Source organism: Arthrobacter arnarulunnguaqae, from assembly GCF_051262515.1.
Taxonomy (GTDB): Bacteria; Actinomycetota; Actinomycetes; order Actinomycetales; family Micrococcaceae; genus Arthrobacter_N.
Window position 1 is genome coordinate 25,997 of record NZ_JBIMER010000016.1, and the last position, 21,621, is coordinate 47,617.

General features: G+C 65.9%; 29 protein-coding genes. 1 reads left to right on the plus strand and 28 read right to left on the minus strand.

The annotated features are described in order from the left end of the window. Positions 1-92: 92 nt before the first annotated feature. The 24 genes from map to ACHAAJ_RS12925 form a co-directional block, all read right to left on the minus strand. Positions 93-923, minus strand: coding sequence for a type I methionyl aminopeptidase (gene map / locus ACHAAJ_RS12810; RefSeq protein WP_435728581.1), 831 nt, complete (start codon positions 921-923; stop codon positions 93-95). A 106-nt stretch (positions 924-1,029) separates the two neighbouring features. Next, on the minus strand, positions 1,030-1,608 hold the full coding sequence (locus ACHAAJ_RS12815; RefSeq protein ID WP_435728582.1) for an adenylate kinase: 579 nt from the start codon (positions 1,606-1,608) through the stop codon (positions 1,030-1,032). After that, positions 1,605-2,909: a preprotein translocase subunit SecY gene (gene secY, locus ACHAAJ_RS12820; protein WP_435728583.1), complete on the minus strand. Its 1,305-nt coding sequence runs from the start codon at positions 2,907-2,909 to the stop codon at positions 1,605-1,607. The genes ACHAAJ_RS12815 and secY overlap by 4 nt, the downstream gene beginning before the upstream one ends. Positions 2,910-3,178: 269 nt before the next feature. Next, on the minus strand, positions 3,179-3,634 hold the full coding sequence (gene rplO, locus ACHAAJ_RS12825) for a 50S ribosomal protein L15 (RefSeq protein ID WP_435728584.1): 456 nt from the start codon (positions 3,632-3,634) through the stop codon (positions 3,179-3,181). A gap of 2 nt (positions 3,635-3,636) precedes the next feature. Then, on the minus strand, positions 3,637-3,843 hold the full coding sequence (rpmD, locus tag ACHAAJ_RS12830) for a 50S ribosomal protein L30 (RefSeq protein WP_435728585.1): 207 nt from the start codon (positions 3,841-3,843) through the stop codon (positions 3,637-3,639). Between the two features lie 2 nt (positions 3,844-3,845). Further along, complete coding sequence (gene rpsE, locus ACHAAJ_RS12835) at positions 3,846-4,571, minus strand: 30S ribosomal protein S5 (RefSeq protein ID WP_435728586.1); 726 nt, start codon at positions 4,569-4,571, stop codon at positions 3,846-3,848. Beyond that, entirely contained in the window at positions 4,568-4,939 is a 372-nt protein-coding gene (gene rplR / locus ACHAAJ_RS12840) for a 50S ribosomal protein L18 (RefSeq protein WP_435728587.1), read from the minus strand. The genes rpsE and rplR overlap by 4 nt, the downstream gene beginning before the upstream one ends. A 2-nt stretch (positions 4,940-4,941) precedes the next feature. Then, positions 4,942-5,478, minus strand: coding sequence for a 50S ribosomal protein L6 (gene rplF / locus ACHAAJ_RS12845; RefSeq protein ID WP_435728588.1), 537 nt, complete (start codon positions 5,476-5,478; stop codon positions 4,942-4,944). A gap of 19 nt (positions 5,479-5,497) precedes the next feature. Then, on the minus strand, positions 5,498-5,896 hold the full coding sequence (gene rpsH / locus ACHAAJ_RS12850) for a 30S ribosomal protein S8 (protein WP_343900011.1): 399 nt from the start codon (positions 5,894-5,896) through the stop codon (positions 5,498-5,500). A 62-nt stretch (positions 5,897-5,958) separates the two neighbouring features. Then, the gene (gene rplE / locus ACHAAJ_RS12855) at positions 5,959-6,528 is read right to left on the minus strand and encodes a 50S ribosomal protein L5 (RefSeq protein WP_435728589.1); all 570 of its coding nucleotides are present in this window, start codon (positions 6,526-6,528) and stop codon (positions 5,959-5,961) included. Further along, entirely contained in the window at positions 6,528-6,890 is a 363-nt protein-coding gene (rplX, locus tag ACHAAJ_RS12860) for a 50S ribosomal protein L24 (RefSeq protein ID WP_435728590.1), read from the minus strand. Before rplX ends, rplE begins: the two co-directional genes overlap by 1 nt. A gap of 2 nt (positions 6,891-6,892) precedes the next feature. Beyond that, the gene (gene rplN, locus ACHAAJ_RS12865; RefSeq protein ID WP_264270837.1) at positions 6,893-7,261 is read right to left on the minus strand and encodes a 50S ribosomal protein L14; all 369 of its coding nucleotides are present in this window, start codon (positions 7,259-7,261) and stop codon (positions 6,893-6,895) included. A gap of 338 nt (positions 7,262-7,599) precedes the next feature. After that, a complete protein-coding gene (gene rpsQ, locus ACHAAJ_RS12870) occupies positions 7,600-7,890 on the minus strand; it encodes a 30S ribosomal protein S17 (RefSeq protein ID WP_435728591.1) in 291 nt (96 codons plus the stop codon). After that, positions 7,890-8,219 carry a 50S ribosomal protein L29 gene (rpmC, locus tag ACHAAJ_RS12875; protein ID WP_435728592.1) on the minus strand — a complete coding sequence of 110 codons (330 nt, stop codon included), beginning with the start codon at positions 8,217-8,219 and terminating at the stop codon, positions 7,890-7,892. The genes rpsQ and rpmC overlap by 1 nt, the downstream gene beginning before the upstream one ends. A gap of 3 nt (positions 8,220-8,222) precedes the next feature. Further along, positions 8,223-8,639, minus strand: coding sequence for a 50S ribosomal protein L16 (gene rplP, locus ACHAAJ_RS12880; RefSeq protein ID WP_435728593.1), 417 nt, complete (start codon positions 8,637-8,639; stop codon positions 8,223-8,225). Further along, positions 8,640-9,470 carry a 30S ribosomal protein S3 gene (rpsC, locus tag ACHAAJ_RS12885; protein ID WP_435728594.1) on the minus strand — a complete coding sequence of 277 codons (831 nt, stop codon included), beginning with the start codon at positions 9,468-9,470 and terminating at the stop codon, positions 8,640-8,642. 1 nt (position 9,471) lies between these two features. Then, positions 9,472-9,837 (minus strand): 50S ribosomal protein L22, encoded by a 366-nt coding sequence (rplV, locus tag ACHAAJ_RS12890; RefSeq protein ID WP_435728595.1) that lies wholly within the window; start codon positions 9,835-9,837, stop codon positions 9,472-9,474. A gap of 56 nt (positions 9,838-9,893) precedes the next feature. Then, complete coding sequence (gene rpsS, locus ACHAAJ_RS12895; protein ID WP_435728596.1) at positions 9,894-10,175, minus strand: 30S ribosomal protein S19; 282 nt, start codon at positions 10,173-10,175, stop codon at positions 9,894-9,896. Between the two features lie 12 nt (positions 10,176-10,187). Further along, positions 10,188-11,027, minus strand: a complete 840-nt coding sequence (rplB, locus tag ACHAAJ_RS12900) for a 50S ribosomal protein L2 (protein ID WP_435728597.1) — start codon at positions 11,025-11,027, stop codon at positions 10,188-10,190. Positions 11,028-11,057: 30 nt separating this feature from the next. Continuing rightward, positions 11,058-11,363, minus strand: a complete 306-nt coding sequence (rplW, locus tag ACHAAJ_RS12905) for a 50S ribosomal protein L23 (protein WP_435728598.1) — start codon at positions 11,361-11,363, stop codon at positions 11,058-11,060. Beyond that, positions 11,360-11,965 (minus strand): 50S ribosomal protein L4, encoded by a 606-nt coding sequence (rplD, locus tag ACHAAJ_RS12910; RefSeq protein ID WP_435728599.1) that lies wholly within the window; start codon positions 11,963-11,965, stop codon positions 11,360-11,362. The genes rplW and rplD overlap by 4 nt, the downstream gene beginning before the upstream one ends. Before the next feature lies 1 nt (position 11,966). Continuing rightward, positions 11,967-12,620, minus strand: a complete 654-nt coding sequence (gene rplC, locus ACHAAJ_RS12915) for a 50S ribosomal protein L3 (protein WP_435728600.1) — start codon at positions 12,618-12,620, stop codon at positions 11,967-11,969. 18 nt (positions 12,621-12,638) lie between these two features. Beyond that, entirely contained in the window at positions 12,639-12,947 is a 309-nt protein-coding gene (rpsJ, locus tag ACHAAJ_RS12920) for a 30S ribosomal protein S10 (RefSeq protein WP_003803825.1), read from the minus strand. Positions 12,948-13,357: 410 nt separating this feature from the next. Then, positions 13,358-13,504 carry a hypothetical protein gene (locus ACHAAJ_RS12925; RefSeq protein WP_435728601.1) on the minus strand — a complete coding sequence of 49 codons (147 nt, stop codon included), beginning with the start codon at positions 13,502-13,504 and terminating at the stop codon, positions 13,358-13,360. A gap of 81 nt (positions 13,505-13,585) precedes the next feature. Here ACHAAJ_RS12925 and ACHAAJ_RS12930 point away from each other — a divergent pair, with 81 nt between their 5' ends. Further along, on the plus strand, positions 13,586-13,963 hold the full coding sequence (locus ACHAAJ_RS12930) for a VOC family protein (protein WP_435728602.1): 378 nt from the start codon (positions 13,586-13,588) through the stop codon (positions 13,961-13,963). Positions 13,964-14,011: 48 nt separating this feature from the next. On the opposite strand, the gene ACHAAJ_RS12935 is transcribed toward ACHAAJ_RS12930, so the two are convergent. The 4 genes from ACHAAJ_RS12935 to fusA all read right to left on the minus strand — a co-directional run bounded on the left by ACHAAJ_RS12935 (position 14,012) and on the right by fusA (position 21,577). Then, the gene (locus ACHAAJ_RS12935; protein WP_435728603.1) at positions 14,012-15,532 is read right to left on the minus strand and encodes a hypothetical protein; all 1,521 of its coding nucleotides are present in this window, start codon (positions 15,530-15,532) and stop codon (positions 14,012-14,014) included. Continuing rightward, positions 15,514-17,850: a hypothetical protein gene (locus ACHAAJ_RS12940; RefSeq protein WP_435728604.1), complete on the minus strand. Its 2,337-nt coding sequence runs from the start codon at positions 17,848-17,850 to the stop codon at positions 15,514-15,516. Before ACHAAJ_RS12940 ends, ACHAAJ_RS12935 begins: the two co-directional genes overlap by 19 nt. 184 nt (positions 17,851-18,034) lie before the next feature. Continuing rightward, positions 18,035-19,225, minus strand: a complete 1,191-nt coding sequence (gene tuf / locus ACHAAJ_RS12945; protein ID WP_435728605.1) for an elongation factor Tu — start codon at positions 19,223-19,225, stop codon at positions 18,035-18,037. A 237-nt stretch (positions 19,226-19,462) separates the two neighbouring features. Then, positions 19,463-21,577 (minus strand): elongation factor G, encoded by a 2,115-nt coding sequence (fusA, locus tag ACHAAJ_RS12950; protein ID WP_435728606.1) that lies wholly within the window; start codon positions 21,575-21,577, stop codon positions 19,463-19,465. Between the last annotated feature and the right edge of the window lie 44 nt (positions 21,578-21,621).

Sequence of the window (21,621 nt, forward strand, 5' to 3'; positions counted from 1 at the left end):
CACGGCGGCCGTGTCGGGATACATGTCGGAATCCGAGAGGCTTTCCAACACTTACCCCGACACCGATGCAGGGGCGGCGGGGGCGGGACGGGCTAGGGCCGGAGCGGGGAGGGGGTGACGCCGAACGGCGCCAGGCCGGCCGCGCCGCCGTCGTGCGCGGTCAGGACCCAGATGCCGCCAAGGTGCACCGCGACCGTGTGCTCCCACTGCGAGGCGCGGGCCCCGTCGACGGTCGCCACGGTCCATTCGTCGTCGAGCACCTTCGTCTCCAGCGCCCCGCGGACGAGCATCGGCTCGATCGCCAGGCACATGCCCGGCTTCACGCGCGCGCCGCGGTGCCCGGTGCGGTAGTTCAGGACGTCGGGCGCCATGTGCATCTCGCTGCCGATCCCGTGGCCGACGTAGTCCTCGAGGATCGCAAGCGGCTCGCCCTCCTGCGCGGAGACGAAATCGTCGATCGTGTCGCCGATCTGCCCGACGAAGCGCGCGTTGGCGAGCGCTGCGATCCCCCGCCACATCGCCTCTTGCGTGACGTCCGACAACCGCTGGTCCGCCGGATCCGCGGTTCCCACGATCACGGTGCGCGCCGAGTCCGCGTGCCACCCCTCGATGATCGCGCCCCCGTCGATCTTCAGCACGTCGCCATCGGCTAGGACGTAGTCACTCGGGAAGCCGTGGACCACCTCGTCGTTCACGGAGGCGCAGATGGTCGCGGGGAACCCGTGGTAGCCCTTGAAGTTGCTCGTCGCGCCGTGCTTGTCCAGGACGCCGGAGAACAGCGCGTCCAGCTCGGCCGTGGTGGTGCCGACCCGCGCCGCGGCCACGGCGGTGTCCAGCGCCTCGGCCAGGACCAGCCCGGCCTCGCGCATCTTCAGGATCTGCGCGTTGGACTTGTATTCGATCTTCGGCTGGCCGAACTGCATGTGGTCATTCCTTCGGGTTGGCTTCGTTCCATTATCCCGTACGACGACGGCAGCCCCCGCCGGTGGGGCGGGGGCTGCCGTCGTCGTACCGTTTTGCTGAAGTGCGCTACTGGGCGTCCGAGGACTCGAGCGAGGACATGACCCGCTCGGTGACCTCGTCGATGTCGCCCAGTCCGTCCACGGACTTCACGATGCCGCGGTCAAGGTAGCGGTCGACGACCACCTGGGTCTGCTCGTGGTACAGGCCGAGGCGGTGGCGGATGACCTCTTCGTTGTCGTCGGCGCGGCCTTCGATCTGCGCGCGCTTGAGCAGGCGCTGGACCAGCTCGTCGTCGTCCGCGGTCAGCTGGAGCACGACGTCGAGCTCCTGGCCTCCCTCGCCGAGGATGCTGTCCAGCTCGTCGACCTGGGCCGAGGTGCGCGGGTAGCCGTCGAGGAGGAAGCCGTCGCGGACGTCATCCTGGAGCAGGCGGTCGCGGACCATGCGGTTCGTGACCTCGTCGGGGACGAAGTTGCCGGCGTCGATGTACTTCTTCGCCTCGAGGCCCAGCGGGGTCTCTTCCTTCACGTTGGCGCGGAAGATGTCTCCGGTGGAGATCGCCACGACGCCGAGGCGCTCGGAGATGCGGGTCGCCTGGGTGCCCTTGCCGGAACCCGGCGGGCCAATGATCAACAATCGAGTCATCGCAGAAGTCCTTCGTAGTGTCGCTGCTGCATTTGGGCATTGATTTGCTTGACGGTCTCCAGACCCACACCAACCATGATGAGGACGGAGACGCCGCCGAACGGGAAGTTCTGGTCCGCGTTGATGAGCACGAACGCGATCAACGGGGTCAGCGCGATCAGTCCCAGGTAGATGGCGCCCGGGAACGTGATGCGCGACAACACATACTGAAGGTACTCGGCGGTCGGCTTGCCCGCACGAATGCCCGGGATGAACCCGCCATACTTCTTCATGTTGTCCGCCACCTCGGTGGGGTTGAACGTGATCGAGACGTAGAAGTACGTGAAGAAGATGGTCAGCATCAGGTACGCGGCCATGTAGAGCGGGCTGCTGCCGCTGAAGTTCGTCTGGAGCCACAGCGCCCAGCCCGGCAGCGAGCCGTCCGGACGCGCGTTGAACTGCACCAGCATGCTCGGCAGGGCCAGCATCGACGAGGAGAAGATGACCGGGATGACACCGGCCATGTTGACCTTGATCGGGATGTAGGTGGACGTTCCGCCGACGGTCCGGCGCCCCACCATCCGCTTGGCGTACTGCACGGGCACCCGGCGCTGGGACTGCTCGACGAACACCACGAGGGCGACGACGACGAGGCCGATCAGGATGACTCCGGCGAAGACGCCCCAGCCCTGCGTATTGGCGATCGCGCCCATGGACGCCGGGAAACCGGCGGCGATGGACACGAAGATCATCAGGGACATGCCGTTGCCGACGCCGCGCTCCGTGACGAGCTCGCCGAACCACATGATCAGGCCCGTGCCCGCGGTCAGGGTGACGACCATCAGGATGATGTTCAGGACGGATTCGTCCGGCACGATCGGGAGCCCGCAACCCTGGAACAGGTTGCCGCTGCGCGCGAGCGAGACCAGCGTGGTCGCCTGCAACAGGCCCAGCGCGATGGTCAGGTAACGGGTGTACTGGGTGAGAGTCGACTGTCCGGCCGAGCCCTCCTTGTGCAGCTCCTCGAAGCGGGGAATCACGACGCGCAGCAGTTGCGTGATGATCGACGCCGTGATGTAGGGCATGATGCCCAGGGCGAAGATCGAGACCTGCAACAGGGCGCCGCCACTGAACAGGTTCACGAACTGGTACAGGCCGCCGGTGGTGTTGCCCGCGGCAAGACACTGCTGGACGTTCCCGTAGTCGACGCCGGGGGTCGGGATGAACACGCCGAGGCGATAGATCGCGATGATGGCGAGCGTGAACAGCAACTTGCGTCGCAAGTCAGGCGTCCGGAAGACCCGGGCAATGGCGCTGAGCAAGCGTCCTCCTGAAAGATGTGGTTCCGGCCACAGGGCCGAGATTGGCTTCTGTGAGTCTACCCGTAGAAAGTGTCCACCCCGCCACCGCAAGGTGCACCGCACCGGCGTCGTACGCGGCGGGCCGACCATGTGGCGCGCGGCAGGTAAAGGAAGAACCGCGCGGCGGGCAGGGGAAACGAACGTGCGGGACAAAAGAATAAGGTCCCCGACGGACCGGGACGAACCCGGCCCGTCAGGGACCTCAGCCAAACCGTGGGATCACGGGGACCTTAAAGCTCGGTCGCCGATCCGCCGGCAGCGGCAATCTTCTCTTTGGCGGACGCCGAGAAGGCGTTGGCCTTCACGTTCACCTTGACGGTGATGTCGCCGGTGCCCAGGACCTTGACGGGCTGGTTCTTGCGAACGGCGCCCTTACCGACCAGGGCGTCGACGGTGACGTCGCCACCTTCCGGGAACAGCTCGCCGAGCTTGTCCAGGTTGACAACCTGGAACTCGACCCGGAACGGGTTCTTGAAGCCGCGAAGCTTCGGAAGGCGCATGTGCAGCGGCAACTGGCCACCGGCGAAGCCGGCCTTGACCTGGTAGCGCGCCTTGGTGCCCTTCATACCGCGACCGGCGGTCTTGCCCTTGGAGCCTTCACCGCGACCCACGCGGGTCTTGGTGGTCTTGGCGCCGGGGGCCGGACGCAGGTGGTGCACCTTGAGTGCGGTTTCCTTGATAGCCATGTCTACTTCGCCTCCTCAACCGTTACGAGGTGCGGAACCTTGTTGACCATGCCCACGGTCACCGGATCGGCGGTACGGACCACGGTGTGGCCGATGCGCTTGAGTCCGAGCGAGCGCAGGGTGTCGCGCTGGTTCTGCTTGCCACCAATGGTGGACCGGATCTGGGTGATAACCAGCTGGGAGTCGCTAGGGACAAAATTCTTTGCCATAACTACGCACCAACCTTCTGGTTCTGGATGTTGCGCAGCATCTGCGGCGAAACAACTTGGTCCAGGGGCAGACCACGGCGAGCGGCAACCGACGCCGGCTCTTCGAGTGCCTTCAACGCGGCCACGGTTCCGTGGACGATGTTGATCTGGTTCGAGGAACCCATGGACTTGGACAGGACATCGTGGATGCCGGCGCACTCGAGGACGGCGCGGACAGGACCACCGGCGATAACGCCGGTACCCGGGGACGCGGGACGCAGCAGGACAACGCCCGCGGCGGCCTCGCCCGTCACCATGTGCGGGATGGTCGAACCGACGCGCGGAACGCGGAAGAACGACTTCTTGGCCTCTTCAACGCCCTTGGCAATGGCCGCGGGAACTTCCTTGGCCTTGCCGTAGCCGACGCCGACCATGCCGTTGCCGTCTCCGACAACAACCAGGGCGGTGAAGCTGAAGCGACGTCCACCCTTGACGACCTTGGACACGCGGTTGATGTTCACAACGCGCTCAAGGAACTTGTCCTTGTCGTCGTTGCGGCTGTCCTTCGAGTCGCGGCCACCGCGGCCACGTCCCTCTCCGCGTCCACGGCCTTCGCCGCGTCCACGGTTGTCGCCGCGGTTGTCGCCGCGACGTGCGCCGGCGTTGTCAGCCGTCGCCGTCGTGGTCGACGATGCGGCCTCGGTAGCTTCAGACACCTGAGTTTCCTTCTCGTTAGTAGCTTCGCTCACAGTGCCAGCCCACCTTCACGTGCTCCGTCGGCGACCGCGGCCACGCGGCCGTGGTACCGGTTGCCACCGCGGTCGAAGACAACGGCTTCGATGCCGGCGGCTTTGGCACGCTCCGCGGCGAGCTCGCCGACGCGCTTTGCCTTGGCGGTCTTGTCGCCGTCGAAAGCGCGCAGGTCGGCTTCCATCGTCGAAGCGTAGGCCACGGTGAGGCCCTTGCTGTCGTCGACAACCTGAACGAAGATGTGGCGGGCGGAACGGTTGACGACGAGGCGCGGACGCGCCTCGGTGCCTTCGATCCGCTTGCGGACGCGGAGGTGGCGGCGGCCGCGGGCGGCAGCCTTGCTCTTACCCTTGATTCCGAGAGCCATGGTTACTTACCAGCCTTTCCGACCTTGCGGCGGATAACTTCGCCTTCATAGCGGATGCCCTTGCCCTTATAGGGATCCGGCCTGCGGAGCTTGCGAATGTTGGCGGCAACTTCGCCAACCTGCTGCTTGCTGATACCGGCGACGACGACCTTGTTGGCGCCCTCGGCGGTCAGGGTGATGCCCTCCGGAGCCTCAACCGAGACCGGGTGGGAGTAGCCCAGGGCGAACTCGAGGTTCGATCCCTTCGCCACAACGCGGTAACCCGTGCCGTGGATCTCGAGCTTCTTGGTGTAGCCCTCGGTGACGCCCTGGATCATGTTGGAGATCAGGGTGCGGGTCAGGCCGTGCAGCGAACGCGAGGCGCGCTCGTCGTTCGGACGCGTGACGGTGAGGGTGGACTCCTCGAGCGCCACGGAGATCGGGCTGGCCACGGAGTGGCTCAGCTCGCCCTTGGAACCCTTGACGGAGACAACCGAACCATCGAGCTTGACCTCGACGCCGGCGGGAACGGTGATTGGAAGACGTCCAATACGTGACATGGTTTCTTCTCCCTTCCCGTTACCAGACGTAGGCGAGGACTTCCCCACCTACACCCTTCTTGGCAGCCTGGCGGTCTGTCAGCAGTCCGGAGGACGTGGACAGGATGGCGATGCCGAGGCCCCCGAGGACGTGCGGCAGGTTGGTGGACTTCGCGTAAACGCGGAGGCCGGGCTTGGAAATGCGGCGGACGCCAGCGATCGAACGCTCGCGGCTCGGGCCGAACTTCAGGTTGATGGTCAGCTTCTTGCCTACCTCGGCGGCCTCTTCGACGAAGTCGCCGATGTAGCCTTCCGCCTTGAGGATCTGGGCAACGCGAACCTTCAGCTTCGAAGACGGCATCGACACGGTGTCGTGGTATGCCGAGTTGGCGTTACGCAGACGAGTCAGCATATCTGCGACTGGATCTGTCATTGTCATGTGGGCTTCTGCCCTTCCTCGCTACGGTTTCCGCACGACGGCGGACCTGTAACGTAGTTGATCTAGTTGTCGGTCTTGAACGGGAAGCCCAGCGCCTTGAGCAGCGCGCGGCCTTCGTCGTCGGTCTTGGCGGTGGTCACCACAGTGATGTCCATGCCGCGGACGCGGTCGATCTTGTCCTGGTCGATCTCGTGGAACATCGACTGCTCCGTGAGGCCGAACGTGTAGTTGCCGTTTCCGTCGAACTGCTTGGGGCTGAGGCCCCGGAAGTCGCGGATACGCGGCAGAGCCAACGACACCAGGCGGTCGACGAATTCCCACATGCGGTCGCCACGAAGTGTGGCGTGCGTGCCGATGGGCATTCCCTCGCGCAGCTTGAACTGTGCGATCGACTTACGGGCCTTGGTCACCAACGGCTTCTGGCCGGTGATGGACGTCAGGTCGCGGACGGCGCCTTCGATGAGCTTCGAGTCCTTGGCGGCCTCGCCGACACCCATGTTCACGACAACCTTGACCAGACCGGGGATCTGCATCACGTTGGTGTAGGAGAAGTCGGACTTCAGCGACGCGCGGATCTCGTCGTTGTACTTGGCCTTCAGACGCGGGAGGGTCTTCACAGCTGCTTCAGTCATTAGAGTGCCTTCCCGGAAGCCTTGGCGTAGCGAACACGCACGGTCTTCTCGACGCCGTTCTTGGTCGCGGTCTCGACGCGGAAGCCAACGCGGGTCGGCTTCTTCGATTCCGGATCGACGATCGCAACGTTGGACACGTGGATCGGGGCCTCGACAACTTCGATGCCGCCGGTCTTCGTGCCGCGCTCGGTCTGGCCGGCCTTGGTGTGCTTCGTGACGCGGTTGATGCCCTCGACGAGGACACGCTCCGACTCCTTGAAGACCTTCAGGACCTTGCCCTGCTTGCCGCGGTCGCCGCCGCGGTCCTGCTTGGAACCGGTGATGACCTGAACAAGGTCACCCTTCTTGATGTTTGCACCCATGGTTACAGCACCTCCGGAGCCAGGGAAACGATCTTCATGAACTTCTTGTCGCGAAGCTCGCGTCCGACCGGGCCGAAGATACGGGTACCGCGCGGCTCGCCGTCGGCCTTGAGGATGACGGCTGCGTTCTCGTCGAACTTGATGTAGGAACCGTCGACGCGGCGACGTTCCTTCTTGGTGCGGACGATGACCGCCTTGACGACATCGCCCTTCTTGACGTTGCCGCCAGGGATCGCGTCCTTGACGGTGGCGACGATGACGTCGCCGATGCCTGCGTAGCGACGTCCGGATCCACCGAGAACACGAATGGTAAGGATTTCCTTAGCACCGGTGTTGTCGGCGATCTTGAGTCGCGACTCCTGCTGAATCACTATTAACTCCTGTCGTCTCGCTGGTTCTCTCTGGGAGCCTTGCGGAACGGATATGGTCCACCCCGGCTGTCGCTTACCCCCACCTCCAAACGGAGCGGAACCCGAGGGTTACGCGTCTGCTGGGGAGGCAGGGCCGAGGCGATGCGCCGAGGAGCCGTGCCGCGCGCCGGCGAGGGTCAGACCCGATCGCCGCGCACGAGTGCCTGCATGCAAGGTGGATAGTCTCGACATGCAGAGCGCACAGACCATTAAGTCTACGTTAAAAACAGCGGGACCCGAAATCCTGTGCTATGCACATTCCTTCGGGTCCCACGTTGTCCTACTGGGCTACGGAAAGGCTACTTGGCCTTCTCGATAACCTCGACCAGGCGCCAGTTCTTGTCCTTGGACAAGGGGCGGGTCTCCGCGATGAGCACGAGGTCGCCGATGCCGGCGATTCCGTTCTCGTCGTGGGCCTTGATCTTCTTGTTGCGGCGCAGGACCTTGCCGTACAGGGCGTGCTTCACACGGTCCTCAACGTCGACAACGATGGTCTTCTGCATCTTGTCGGAAACCACGTACCCGCGAAGGGTTTTGCGGTCACCGCGAGCTTCGGTAGCTTCAGCCACTGCGTTCTCCTTCTCGGTCATTACTTGGCTTCCTCGGTCGCGTCAGCGGCTTCGGTTGCGGCGGCGTCGTCGGCCTTCTTCGAAGACTTCTTGGTCTTCTTGGAGGTCTCCTCGACCGGCACGACGACTTCCTGGCGAATGCCAAGCTCGCGTTCGCGCAGCACCGTGTAGATGCGGGCGATGTCGCGCTTGACGATCTTCAGGCGGCCGTGGGACTCCAGCTGGCCGGTGGCCGACTGGAAGCGGAGGTTGAACAGCTCCTCCTTGGCCTTCTTCAGTTCCTCGACCAGGCGGCCGTTGTCGTAACCGTCGAGCTGCTCGGTTGCGTGATCCTTGGATCCGATTGCCATTCCCTATTCACCACCCTCACGACGCACGATGCGTGCCTTCAACGGAAGCTTGTGGATCGCCAGGCGCAATGCCTCGCGGGCCACTTCATCAGTGACACCGGAGAGTTCGAACAGAACCCGTCCCGGCTTCACGTTTGCAACCCACCACTCCGGCGAACCCTTACCGGAACCCATGCGGGTTTCGGCAGGCTTCTTGGTCAGCGGGCGGTCCGGATAAATGTTGATCCAGACCTTGCCGCCACGCTTGATGTGGCGGGTCATGGCGATACGAGCGGCCTCGATCTGGCGGTTCGTCACATAGGCCGGTGTAAGCGCCTGGATGCCGTACTCGCCGAAGGAAACCGTGGTGCCGCCGGTCGCTGCGCCCGAACGGGTCGGGTGGTGCTGCTTGCGGAACTTGACTCGGCGTGGGATAAGCATTTAAGCCTGTCCTCCTTCTGCGGCCGCCGCGGCCGGAGCCTCGGTCGCCGGAGCGCCCTCGGTTGCCGGAGCGCCGGTGTTGCGGTCGTTACGACGACGGCGGTCTCCGCCGGCCGCCGGCGGACGTCCGCCGCCGGGACGGTCGCCACGGCCACGTGCCGGAGCTGCCGCGGCCTGCGCCGCGAGCTCCTTGGCGGTCACGTCGCCCTTGTAGATCCAGACCTTCACGCCGATGCGGCCGAAGGTGGTCTTGGCTTCGAACTTGCCGTAGTCGATGTTCGCGCGGAGGGTGTGCAGCGGCACGCGGCCTTCGCGGTAGAACTCCTTACGGGACATTTCGGCGCCACCGAGGCGGCCTGCGCACTGGACACGGATGCCCTTGGCGCCGGCGCGCATCGCGGACTGCATGGCCTTCTTCATCGCGCGGCGGAACGCCACGCGCGAAGCAAGCTGCTCCGCGATGCCCTGGGCCACAAGCTGAGCTTCGATCTCGGGGTTCTTGACCTCGAGGATGTTCAGCTGAACCTGCTTGCCCGTGAGCTTCTCCAGCTCGCCGCGGATGCGGTCTGCCTCGGCGCCGCGGCGGCCGATCACGATGCCCGGACGGGCCGTGTGGATGTCCACGCGGACGCGGTCACGGGTGCGCTCGATCTCGACCTTCGCGATGCCGGCGCGCTCCATGCCAACGGTCATGAGCTCGCGGATGCGGACATCCTCGCGGACGAAGTCCTTGTAGCGCTGACCGGGCTTGTTGCTGTCGGCGAACCAGTGCGAAACGTGGTCGGTGGTGATGCCGAGTCGGAACCCATTCGGGTTGACTTTCTGACCCATATTACTTTTCCCCACCCTTCTCCGGGGTTGCGACGACCACGGTGATGTGGCTGGTGCGCTTGTTGATGCGGAACGCGCGACCCTGGGCCCGCGGACGGAACCGCTTCATGGTCGCGCCCTCGTCGACAAACGCCTCGCTGATGATCAGTTCGTCGTCGTTGAACGCGACACCGTCGCGGTCTGCGGCGACCCGGGCGTTTGCCACGGCCGACGCTACTACCTTGAAAACCGGCTCCGAAGCTGCCTGTGGGGCAAACTTCAGAATCGCCAGAGCCTCATTCGCTTGCTTGCCACGAACAAGGTCGACGACGCGCCGGGCCTTCATAGGCGTTACGCGGATATGACGCGCAATTGCCTTGGCTTCCATTGCTTTCCTTCTCTCGTCTATCGAAGAAGTGCTAAGCACTCGTTAACCCTCGCGGGTTAGCGGCGCTTGCCCTTCTTGTCGTCCTTCACGTGGCTGCGGAAAGTCCGCGTCAGAGCGAATTCGCCGAGCTTGTGCCCGACCATCGACTCGGTGACAAACACCGGAATGTGCTTGCGGCCGTCGTGAACAGCGATCGTGTGTCCGAGCATGTCGGGCACGATCATCGAACGGCGGGACCACGTCTTGATGACGTTCTTGGTGCCCTTTTCGTTCTCAGCAGCGACCTTAAGGAACAGGTGCTGATCGACGAAGGGGCCTTTCTTCAGGCTGCGTGGCATGTCTCCAGGCTCCTATCGCTTGTTCTTGCCGGTACGACGGCGACGCACAATGAGCTTGTCGCTTTCCTTGTTCGCGAGGCGTGTGCGGCCTTCGCGCTTGCCGTTGGGGTTGACCGGGTGACGTCCACCGGAGGTCTTGCCCTCGCCACCACCGTGCGGGTGGTCGACCGGGTTCATGGCGACACCACGGACGGTCGGGCGAACGCCCTTCCAGCGCATGCGGCCGGCCTTTCCCCAGTTGATGTTCGACTGCTCGGCGTTGCCGACCTCGCCGATCGTCGCGCGGCAGCGGACGTCGACGTTGCGGATTTCACCGGACGGAAGGCGAAGCTGCGCGAAGCGGCCCTCGCGGGCCACCAGCTGCACCGACGCACCTGCGGAACGGGCCATCTTGGCGCCGCCACCCGGACGCAGCTCCACGGCGTGGATAACGGTACCCACGGGGATGTTGCGCAGCGGCAGGTTGTTGCCAGGCTTGATGTCGGCGCCAGCGCCGGCCTCAATCTGGTCGCCCTGCTTGAGCTTGTTGGGGGCGATGATGTACCGCTTGGTGCCATCGATGTAGTGCAGCAGCGCAATGCGCGCCGTGCGGTTGGGGTCGTACTCGATGTGAGCGACCTTGGCGGGCACGCCGTCCTTGTCGTGGCGACGGAAGTCGATCAGACGGTAGGCGCGCTTGTGTCCACCACCCTTGTGTCGGGTGGTGATCTTGCCGGAGTTGTTGCGGCCGCCCGACTTTGTCAGGGGGCGAACCAGCGACTTCTCCGGCGTAGACCGGGTGATTTCTGCGAAGTCGGCGACGCTGGAGCCACGAAGGCCCGGCGTAGTCGGCTTGTACTTACGGATTCCCATTTTTTATTTCCTCGTTAAAGTGGTCTCCGCTTATGAAAGCGGACCGCCGAAGATGTCGATCGTGCCTTCTTTGAGGGAGACAATCGCACGCTTGGTAGCCTTGCGGGATCCCCATCCGAATTTGGTGCGCTTGCGCTTACCGACACGGTTGATGGTGTTGACGGAGTCAACCTTGACGGAGAAGATCTTCTCCACCGCCAGCTTGATCTCGGTCTTGTTGGAGCGCGGGTCGACCAGGAAGGTGTACTTGCCTTCGTCGATCAGTCCGTAGCTCTTTTCCGATACGACGGGTGCAATGACGACGTCGTGCGGAGACTTGGAGAGGGCGGCGCTCACTTGGAGTCCTCCTTGTTGACCAGGGCATCGTAAGCGGCCTTGGTGAAGACGACCTCGTCGGAGACCAGAACATCGTAGGTGTTCAGCTGGTCAACGTAGATGACGTGGACGTCTTCGAGGTTGCGCACGGACAGTGCGGCAACATCGTTGGCGCGCTCGATGACGACGAGCAGGTTCTTACGCTCGGTGAGAGCGCGCAGGGTGGCCAAGGCCTCCTTGGTCGACGGCGTGTTGCCGGCAACCAGGGTCTCGATCACGTGGACGCGATCGTGGCGGGCGCGGTCGGAGAGGGCTCCGCGCAGGGCGGCGGCCTTCATCTTCTTGGGCGTCCGCTGGCTGTAGTCGCGCGGCGTCGGTCCGTGGACCACGCCACCGCCGGTCATGTGCGGAGCGCGGATCGAGCCCTGGCGGGCGCGTCCCGTGCCCTTCTGCTTGAACGGCTTGCGGCCTGCGCCCGAAACCTCGGCGCGGGTCTTGGTCTTGTGCGTACCCTGGCGGGCCGCGGCCAGCTGGGCCACGACAACCTGGTGCAGCAGCGGGACGTTGGTCTGAACGTCGAAGATCGTGGCGGGAAGCTCGACCTTCAGTGCGGAGATAGCCATGTTACTTTGCTCCCTTCACGGCGGTGCGCACGAGGACGACCTTGCCGCGGGCGCCGGGAACGGCACCCTTGATCAACAGGAGGTTCTTCTCGGCGTCCACAGCGTGAACCGTGAGGTTCATCGTGGTGGTGCGCTCGGCGCCCATGCGGCCAGCCATGCGCAGGCCCTTGAAGACGCGGCCCGGGGTGGACGCGCCACCGATGGAACCCGGCTTACGGTGGTTCTTGTGGGCACCGTGGGATGCCGGAGCACCGTGGAAGCCGTGGCGCTTCATGACACCGGCGAAGCCCTTACCCTTGGACTTGCCCACGACGTCGACCTTCTGGCCGGCCTCGAAGAGCTCGACGGAGAGTTCCTGGCCCAGGGCGTAGGAATCGGCGTCGGCGGTACGCAGCTCGACCACGTGGCGGCGCGGGGTGACCCCTGCGGCCTCGAAGTGGCCGGCCAGCGGCTTGGTGACCTTGCGCGGGTCGATCTGGCCGAAGCCGATCTGAACGGCGGTGTAGCCGTCGCGGTCCGCGTTGCGGAGCTGGGTCACAACGTTGGAGTCTGCCTGCACGACGGTGACGGGGATGAGCTTGTGGTTCTCGTCCCAGACCTGGGTCATGCCGAGCTTCGTGCCCAACAGGCCCTTGATGTTACGGGTTGCGGTCATAGTCTCTCAGCACCTCCCCTAGAGCTTGATTTCGATGTTGACGTCCGCCGGCAGGTCGAGACGCATGAGCGAGTCGACGGCCTTCGGGGTCGGATCGATGATGTCGATCAGACGCTTGTGCGTGCGCATTTCGAAGTGCTCACGGCTGTCCTTGTACTTGTGGGGCGAACGGATAACGCAGTACACGTTCTTCTCCGTCGGCAGCGGCACTGGGCCGACTACGGTTGCGCCTGCGCGCGTGACCGTCTCAACGATCTTCCGTGCTGAAACGTCAATGACCTCGTGGTCATACGACTTCAGCCGGATGCGGATTTTCTGTCCCGCCATGGCGTCATGCCTCTTTCTCGATAGCACTCTTCACGTACATTTCTGTGCCCTACGGGTCCTTGCGGACCGGCACTTCCCCGCACGGGCTGAATCCGGATGAATCCGGGTTCCTCACCCCGTCGGAGCTCCGACCCCCGCGGTCGGGCGTGTCGCGGATTATCCGCTACACAAACCGAAAGAATTGGGGGTGGGCCGTTTTGGTCCCCACCGTCTCGGTCGTATCCGCCCCCGCCCCGGGCATTATCCCGGGCGGGACGCAATCTCTGTCGAAACCGGCCTTGACTCCGCTATCGGTAAACCGAGCGGCGAGCGCAAGACATGGAGAGGCGCTTGAACAACTTGTCTAGTCTGGCAGATCGGGCGTCCAAACGCCAATCGGGCCCGGGATTCCGGGCCCGCGCCAGTCGCTGCTAGTTGCCGTCCCCGCGGCCGCCGCGGTGGGCGCGCCTGATGCGCCGGGCACGGTCGATTTCGCGGCGGAAGTATCGGCGACCCCAGACGACGGCGGAGACCCCCGCCACGGCGACGCCGATCAGGATCCAGAGCATCGTTTCCATGGCCACGAGCCTAGTCGCGTCCTAGCCTGTTGGTGAGCGCGCACCGCGACCCAAGCAGCCAGCCAAGGAGGACACGCATTGTTGAGCACCAGCAAGTTGACCGCGATTCTGCCCGTACAGGACATGGAACGGGCCAAGGCCTTCTACCGGGACACCCTCGGACTCGAGCCGACCGCTGAGCTCGACGACGGGAGCCAGCTCTTCTCCAGCGACGGTTCGACCGCGATCGAGTTGATGCTGCGCCCCGACGTCGTTCCGACCGACGTCACGGCACTGAGCTTCCAGGTCGACGACCTGCCCGGCGCGATCGGGAACCTGGAGGGCGCCGGCGTCGTATTCCGTGACTACGACGAGCCCGGGCTCAAGACCGAAGACCACATCGTCACGACCCCGCACCACAAGACGGCGTGGTTCGCGGACACGGAGGGCAATCTCCTCTGCCTGCACCAGCCGTTGTAGCCGCGGACGAATCGCGCCGCGGCGCGCCGGGCGGATACGGGCGGCCGGTTATGGGGCGGCCCTGCCGATCCGCGTCAACCGCCAGACGGCGGTGGCGATCAGCGCGAGCGCCACGAACAACAGCAGCAGGAAGGTGAAGCCGCGGAGGTACCAGAGGACGGCGAGTCCGACCCCGACGGCGCCCCACACCACGAAGAGCCGGCGGTTGGACAGCAGGCCGAATGCCAGCAGGGCCGCGTGGCCGCAGATCGTCCACGCCTGTTCCGCGAAACCGTCGGCGAAGAGCGTCGTCGGGCCGGTGGCGGTGAGCACCGCCGCCGCCACGCACAGGTACGCCGTTCCGCGCCTACTTCTTCCGGCGTCCCGGACGGCGAAGTGGTATCCGGCCACCAATGCCAGGACCACGACCCAGTACTGCGCCACCCAGAAGTAGCCGAGGGGACCGTCGACGATCCACCAGGAACGCTGCGCACACGCCGCGACCAGCAGGAACGCGGCCTCCGCGGGCGCCACTCGGCGGCCCGCCGGCGCCTCGAAGACGGCGGCGACGGTCGCGGCCGAGATCAGCGCCAGGCCGATGACGTCAAGGGGGAAGGGCTCCCCCTGCGCGAGGGCGCCGCCGAGGACGACGTCGGCCAGGCCGCCGAGCGCCGCGTACCGTGCGTGCCCGCCGGACCAAGCCCACCGCGTCGCGTAGAGGAACAGCCCGGCCGCCACGAGCGCCGCGGACATCGCCAGGGCTTCGTCGGTCACCGAACCGTTGTCCGGCAACCACAGCACCTGCAGTGTCCCGGCGTTGAGGGCGGCGGGCAGGGCCGCGGCCGTGCCCAACAGCAGCCACGCCGCCCCCGAAGTGTGTGCGAAAACCGCGAAGCCCGCCGCCACCGCGAAAAGCGTGGCGGCGCGCCACCCGGGTTCGGCCGGGGCAACCGCAAGGGCCGTCGCGAGGAAACCTGCGGCCGCCGCGGCCCGCTGCCACCGGTACGATCCGCCGCGGTCCCGTCCCTCGTGCACGATGGCGGCGGTCCCCATCGCCACCAGCAGCGCGATGGCGACCTGCGGGCCCCACAAGTCGGCCGGAAGCCAGCCGCCGACGCGCATGCCGGTGTTCGCGGACGGCACGACCGCGATGCCGGCCGCCGCCACGGGGACGGCCAACACCGTCCAGCGGTGCGCGACGGCAGTGCGGGGCGTGGCACCGCGGAGCCACCAGAACACTCCGAACACGCCGAGGCAGAGCAGCTGGACCAGCAGGGACGCCCGGTCCGCGCCGGAACCGCCGCCCACGAGGCGGCCGAAGACACCGCCGCCCCAGGATCCGGTGCCCAGCCAATAGGCGAAGGGCGTCAGAAGCAGGACGCCGAATGCGGACCACCCCATCACCTTGTTCAATCCGATCCCTCGAGCCGCTCCCCCGCCAAAACGTCCTCTCCCGCGGGCTCCCGCGCCCAGGGCTTCCGCGCCCTGCTCTCCCGCGCCCCGGGCTCCCCCGCCCCGGGATCCGCTACCGCCGGTGAGCTGCAACCGCGCCATCTGGCCGGCGGCCAGCGTCACGGTGGCGATCGCCACCGTGGCGTGGATGTCGGCTCGAACCGGTCGGCGATGTGAAGCGCGCAGAACGTGAGGAAGAGCTGGCCCGCCGCCGCGTAAGCGCCACGGACCCAAGGCCGTCCGGGCGAGCCGGCGCGCACACAGCAATACGCCAGTCCGGCGGCGAACACGGCCTCCAACGCCCATTCCGTCCGGAAGCCGCCGCTTAGTGCCACGGCGCCGGCAAGTCCGAGCGCCCCGACGGCGTGCCCGCTTCCGCGCGCCCAACCGCGACCCGCGCCTCCGTGGCGCGCCGGCGCAACCCGTCCGCGGACGCCCAACACGAGCGTCGCCGAAACCAGTGCCACGGCGACCACGGTGCCCAGCAACATTCCCTGCGGACCGGGCGCCAGCATCACGACGGCGACGAATGCCGCCGCCACGCCCACCAACAGCAGGGCGGCCTCCACCAACGGCGCGCGGGTCCGCGCCGCGCGTAGCCGAAACGCGGCGGCAACCGAGCCGGCCAGCCACGCCACGCCGAAGGCCGTCCACCACCAGCGCAACTCGCCGTCCGCCACTCCCACGCGACCCGTCGAGACGGACGCCCCCGCCCACGCCCACGCCGCGGACGCGGCCACGCTGGCGAGCGCGACCGGCAACAGCACGCGCACGACGACGTTTTGGGCCTGGGTGGTGAGCGTTCGAGCCTCTGCCCGGTCCTGCACCCGTGCGACCGCTCCGACCGTCAGGGCAAGGGCCAACGACAGAACCAGCGACTGCCTCCACGGCAAGGGGTCCCACGGTTCGAGCAGAACAGCAGCGCCCGCGACGAGAGGAACCCACAGGAAGGAAACACCGCCACGCGCGCCGGCGACTACACCCAGCGTCACCGCCACGAGCAGGGTCCAGTTAAACGACCACCAGACCGGGTCGGATGCCGCATCCGCGAGCCCCCGTTCGTTGCCCGCGAGCGCGAACAGCATGCCGGCTGCGAAGAGCAACAGCGCTTCGGCACGAATCCACCCGGCCCGTGTCCATCCGGGCCGCGTCCATCCGGGCCGCGGTTCGGCGGAAAGCAATCGCGTGTAGTGCCCCCTATAGAGCACCACCGCAAGTCCCTGGAGAAGCAGCAACACGGCTACGGTCCGGGCTACCCCGGTGGTGTCGGCCCCGAGCTCGGCCGTCAAATACGCGGCGGCGGCCACCGCGCCGGCGCGGCCCGCGTACATGTTCGCCAGCCGCTCCCGGGCCGGACCGGCGAAGGACACCGCCGCGTAGTACGCGGTTGCCGCGAGCGTGAGCAGCAGGTAGTCGCGGGTGCGCAGTACGCCCGGGAGCAGGAGGGCGACCGCGAGCGTGGCGGGCACGACATAGCGGTGTGCCGTGGTGAACGCGCGCACGTAGATGTTGGTGAGCCAGCGTGGCCTGGCATACGCGACCGCCGTGGCGGCCGCTGCCAGCAACATGGTGAACATGAAGTACCACACGAGTCCACGGTTCAGCACGGCTCCCCCGGACCAGGCGGTGGAGACGAGGAACGTGAGGGACAACGCCGCGAGCACCCTGCTCTGGAGCCGCGCCGCGGCGTAGACGAACGCGGCCGTCCCGACGACGGACGTGGTGAGCCAGGTCGTCGCCGCGTTTCCGCTCACCAGCAGATAGAACGCCAGGCCGGTCACGGGAATCAGGGCGAGTCCGGTGCCCGTAAAGGCCGTGGCCGCGGGCCTGAGCCGGTCGCTCCGGGCGTGCACCACGAGGCCGCCCGCATAGAAGCCGGCGGTCAGCAGCGCCAGACCGGCGAACTTCGCGCCCGCCGGGAACGAGATCCCTATGAACAGGGAAGCCGCGGCGACCAACAGCATGGCGGCGACGTAGAGCGTGATGTTGATGTTCCGCAGCGCGCGCCGCTCCGGGTCGTGCTCTCGGGGCCGAGGCTCCCAGGACCCGCGGGGCGGGCCGAGTGGTGGCACCCCTGGAGCCACTTCCGGCTCGGTCTCCGGCGGTCCCGTGTGGATATTCGCAGACGGACCGGACGGATCGCCCAGCAAGGCCGTGGCGGGCCCACCCGCGAATCCCGCCGTGCCCTGGCTTTCCGGCGCGGCCGGCGCACCCGCTGCGGGGGCGGCTGCCGGGACGGTCACGGGGAAAGTCCGCGCGGAGGTGCCGCTGCCGGCGTCGTACCCCTCCTGCCAGGCACGTGCCAAGGCGGCACGCTGCGCGGAAGACGACTCCCCCGTGCCTACCCCGCCGGCAGCCGGCCGGCGTAGCGCGCGGCGACCGGCCCACCATCCGGCCAGCCCCGCGCCGACAATCAAGACCAGCACCATGGCCACGCCCGTTGATACCAAGTCCACGCCATCCGCCGTCCAGAAGAGTTAGTCCCGAGAATAGCCAAACCGTCGCGATTCGCCTAGCGGATTGCCCGCCCTGTGGACAACGCCGCCGAGCATCCACGCGCGGCGGGCTTAAAGGCGGAAGGACCCCGCTGCCGAAGCAGCGGGGTCCTTCCGGTGGACCGTCAGGTCAGATCAGCAAAAACTACTTGATGATCTTGGTGACGCGGCCCGAGCCAACGGTGCGGCCACCCTCGCGGATGGCGAAGCCGAGGCCGTCTTCCATGGCGATCGGCTGGATCAGCGCAACGGTCATCTCGGTGTTGTCACCGGGCATCACCATTTCCGTGCCCTCGGGGAGGGTGATAACGCCAGTCACGTCCGTCGTGCGGAAGTAGAACTGCGGGCGGTAGTTCGAGTAGAACGGGTTGTGGCGGCCGCCCTCGTCCTTGGAAAGGATGTAGACGTTGGCCTCGAAATCGGTGTGCGGGGTGATGGAACCCGGCTTCACGATAACCTGGCCACGCTCCACGTCTTCGCGCTTGATGCCGCGAAGAAGCAGACCACAGTTCTCGCCGGCCCATGCCTCGTCGAGCTGCTTGTGGAACATCTCGATACCGGTCACCGTGGTCTTCTGGACCGGGCGGATGCCGACGATCTCGACCTCGGAGTTGATCGGCAGCGTGCCACGCTCGGCGCGGCCGGTGACGACGGTTCCACGACCGGTGATCGTGAAGACGTCCTCGATCGGCATCAGGAACGGCTTGTCGCGGTCACGAACCGGGTCCGGAACGTGCTCGTCGACTGCGTCCATGAGGTCCGCAACGGACTTGACCCACTCGGCGTCGCCTTCGAGGGCCTTCAGACCGGAGACGCGCACAACCGGTGCCTCGTCGCCGTCGAAGCCCTGGGCGGAGAGAAGTTCGCGAACTTCCATTTCCACCAGGTCCAGGAGCTCTTCGTCGTCGACCATGTCCGACTTGTTCAGCGCGACCAGCAGGTAGGGAACGCCAACCTGGCGGGCAAGCAGAACGTGCTCGCGGGTCTGGGCCATCGGGCCGTCGGTGGCGGCAACCACGAGGATCGCGCCGTCCATCTGTGCGGCACCGGTGATCATGTTCTTGATGTAGTCAGCGTGGCCCGGGGCATCAACGTGCGCGTAGTGGCGCTTCTCCGTCTGGTACTCGATGTGGGAGATGTTGATGGTGATGCCGCGCTGGCGCTCTTCCGGGGCGGAGTCGATAGCCGCGAAATCGCGCTGCTCGTTGAGATCGGGGTACTTGTCAGCAAGCACCTTGGAAATGGCAGCGGTCAACGTCGTCTTGCCATGGTCAACGTGACCGATGGTGCCGATGTTGACGTGCGGCTTAGTCCGCTCGAACTTTGCCTTCGCCACGGGTTCCTCCTAGAACGTATACAGATGACTTACCTCGTCCACGCGGTTCGTGGGCGAAACTCATGCAAGTCTACTGTGGGCTGATATTTTTCCTGAAATTGCGGTTTCCGTCAGGCCCCGCTATCGGGCCCCTCAGTCTGCCACGTGGAGGCCGGCCGTCCGGCTGGCGGCCGACCGGCCTCCACGGTGCCGCTCGTCCGGGGAACCAGACTGGCGGCAAGTTGTTGGTCGCGGCGACTACTCGCCGCGGTTCTTCTGGACGATCTCCTCGGCAACGGCCTTGGGGACCTCCTGGTAGCTGTCGAACTTCATCGAGTACACCGCGCGGCCCTGCGTCTTGGAACGCAGGTCGCCAATGTATCCGAACATCTCCGAAAGCGGCACGGATGCCTTGATGACCTTCACACCGGCGGCGTCCTCCATGGACTGGATGTGGCCGCGGCGCGAGTTCAGGTCACCGATGACGTCGCCCATGTACTCCTCGGGAGTACGGACCTCAACGGCCATCAGCGGCTCGAGGATGATCGGGGTGGCGCGGCGTGCGCCCTCCTTGAACACCTGTGAACCGGCGATCTTGAACGCCATTTCCGAGGAGTCGACGTCGTGGTAGGCACCGTCGAGCAGTGTCGCCTTGACGCCCACCATCGGGTAGCCGGCCAGGATGCCGAACTGCATGGCAGCCTGGATTCCCGCGTCGACCGAGGGGATGTACTCGCGCGGGATACGTCCACCGGAGACGGCGTTGACGAACTCGTACGTTGCGCCGTCGGTCGTGTCCAGCGGCTCGAAAGCCATCTGGACCTTGGCGAACTGGCCGGACCCACCCGTCTGCTTCTTGTGGGTGAAGTCGACCTTGTCGACCTTCTTCTTGATCGTCTCGCGGTAGGCCACCTGCGGCTTGCCGACGTTGGCCTCGACCTTGAACTCGCGGCGCATGCGGTCCACCAGGATGTCCAGGTGGAGCTCGCCCATGCCGCCGATCTCGGTCTGGCCGGTGTCCTCGTTGAGGGAGACGGTGAAGGTCGGGTCCTCGGCGGAAAGCTTCTGGATGGCCGTGGAGAGCTTCTCCTGGTCACCCTTCGTCTTCGGCTCGATGGCCACGAAGATCACCGGGTCCGGGAAGGACATGGACTCGAGGACGATCGGGGCGTCGGTCGCGCACAGCGTGTCGCCCGTCGTCGTGTCCTTGAGGCCGATGGCCGCGTAGATGTGGCCGGCGAAGGCCTCGTCCACGGGGTTCTCCTTGTTGGCGTGCATCTGGAAGAGCTTTCCGATGCGCTCCTTCTTGCCCTTGGTGGAGTTGATCACCTGGAGGCCGGAGGACGCCTTGCCGGAGTACACGCGGATGAACGTGAGCTGCCCGAAGAACGGGTGCGTCGCGATCTTGAAGGCGAGGGCCGAGAACGGCTCGTCCGAGGAGGGCGCGCGGGTGAGCTCGATCTCCTCGTCCTTCGGATCGTGACCGATCATCGGCGGCACGTCCAGCGGGGACGGCAGGTAGTCGATGACGGCGTCGAGCATCGGCTGGACGCCACGGTTCTTGAACGCGGAGCCGCAGAACACCGGGTAGGCGCTGGAGTCGATGACCATCTTGCGGATGCCGACCTTGAGCTCCTCGATCGTGGGCTCTTCGCCCTCGAGGAACTTCTCCATCAGTTCGTCGGAGGACTCGGCAACGGCCTCGACCAGTTGCGCACGGTACTCGACGGCCTTTTCCTTGAGGTCCTCGGGGATCTCGCGGGTCTCGTAGGCGGCACCCATGGTGACGTCGCCCTTGGAGTCGCCGGGCCAGACCAGCGCGCGCATTTCGATGAGGTCGACGACGCCGACGAATTCGCTCTCGGAGCCGATCGGCAGCTGCATGACCAGCGGCTTGGCGCCGAGGCGCTTGATGATGGTGTCGACGGTGTAGTAGAAGTCGGCGCCCAGCTTGTCCATCTTGTTGACGAAGCAGATGCGCGGGACCTCGTACTTGTCCGCCTGGCGCCAGACGGTCTCCGACTGCGGCTCGACGCCTTCCTTGCCATCGAAGACGGCAACGGCGCCATCGAGCACGCGCAGGGAGCGCTCGACCTCGACCGTGAAGTCGACGTGGCCCGGCGTGTCGATGATGTTGATCTGGTTGTTGTTCCAGAAGGAGGTCACGGCGGCGGACGTGATCGTGATGCCGCGTTCCTTCTCCTGCTCCATCCAGTCGGTCGTCGAAGCGCCGTCGTGCGTCTCGCCGATCTTGTGGTTCACACCCGTGTAGAAGAGGATGCGTTCCGTAGTGGTGGTCTTACCGGCATCGATGTGCGCCATGATGCCGATGTTCCGGACCTTCTTGAGGTCGGTGAGCACGTCCAGTGCCACGGTGTCTCCCTTGTGTCTGTTGATCCTGCACGACGGCGGCTGCG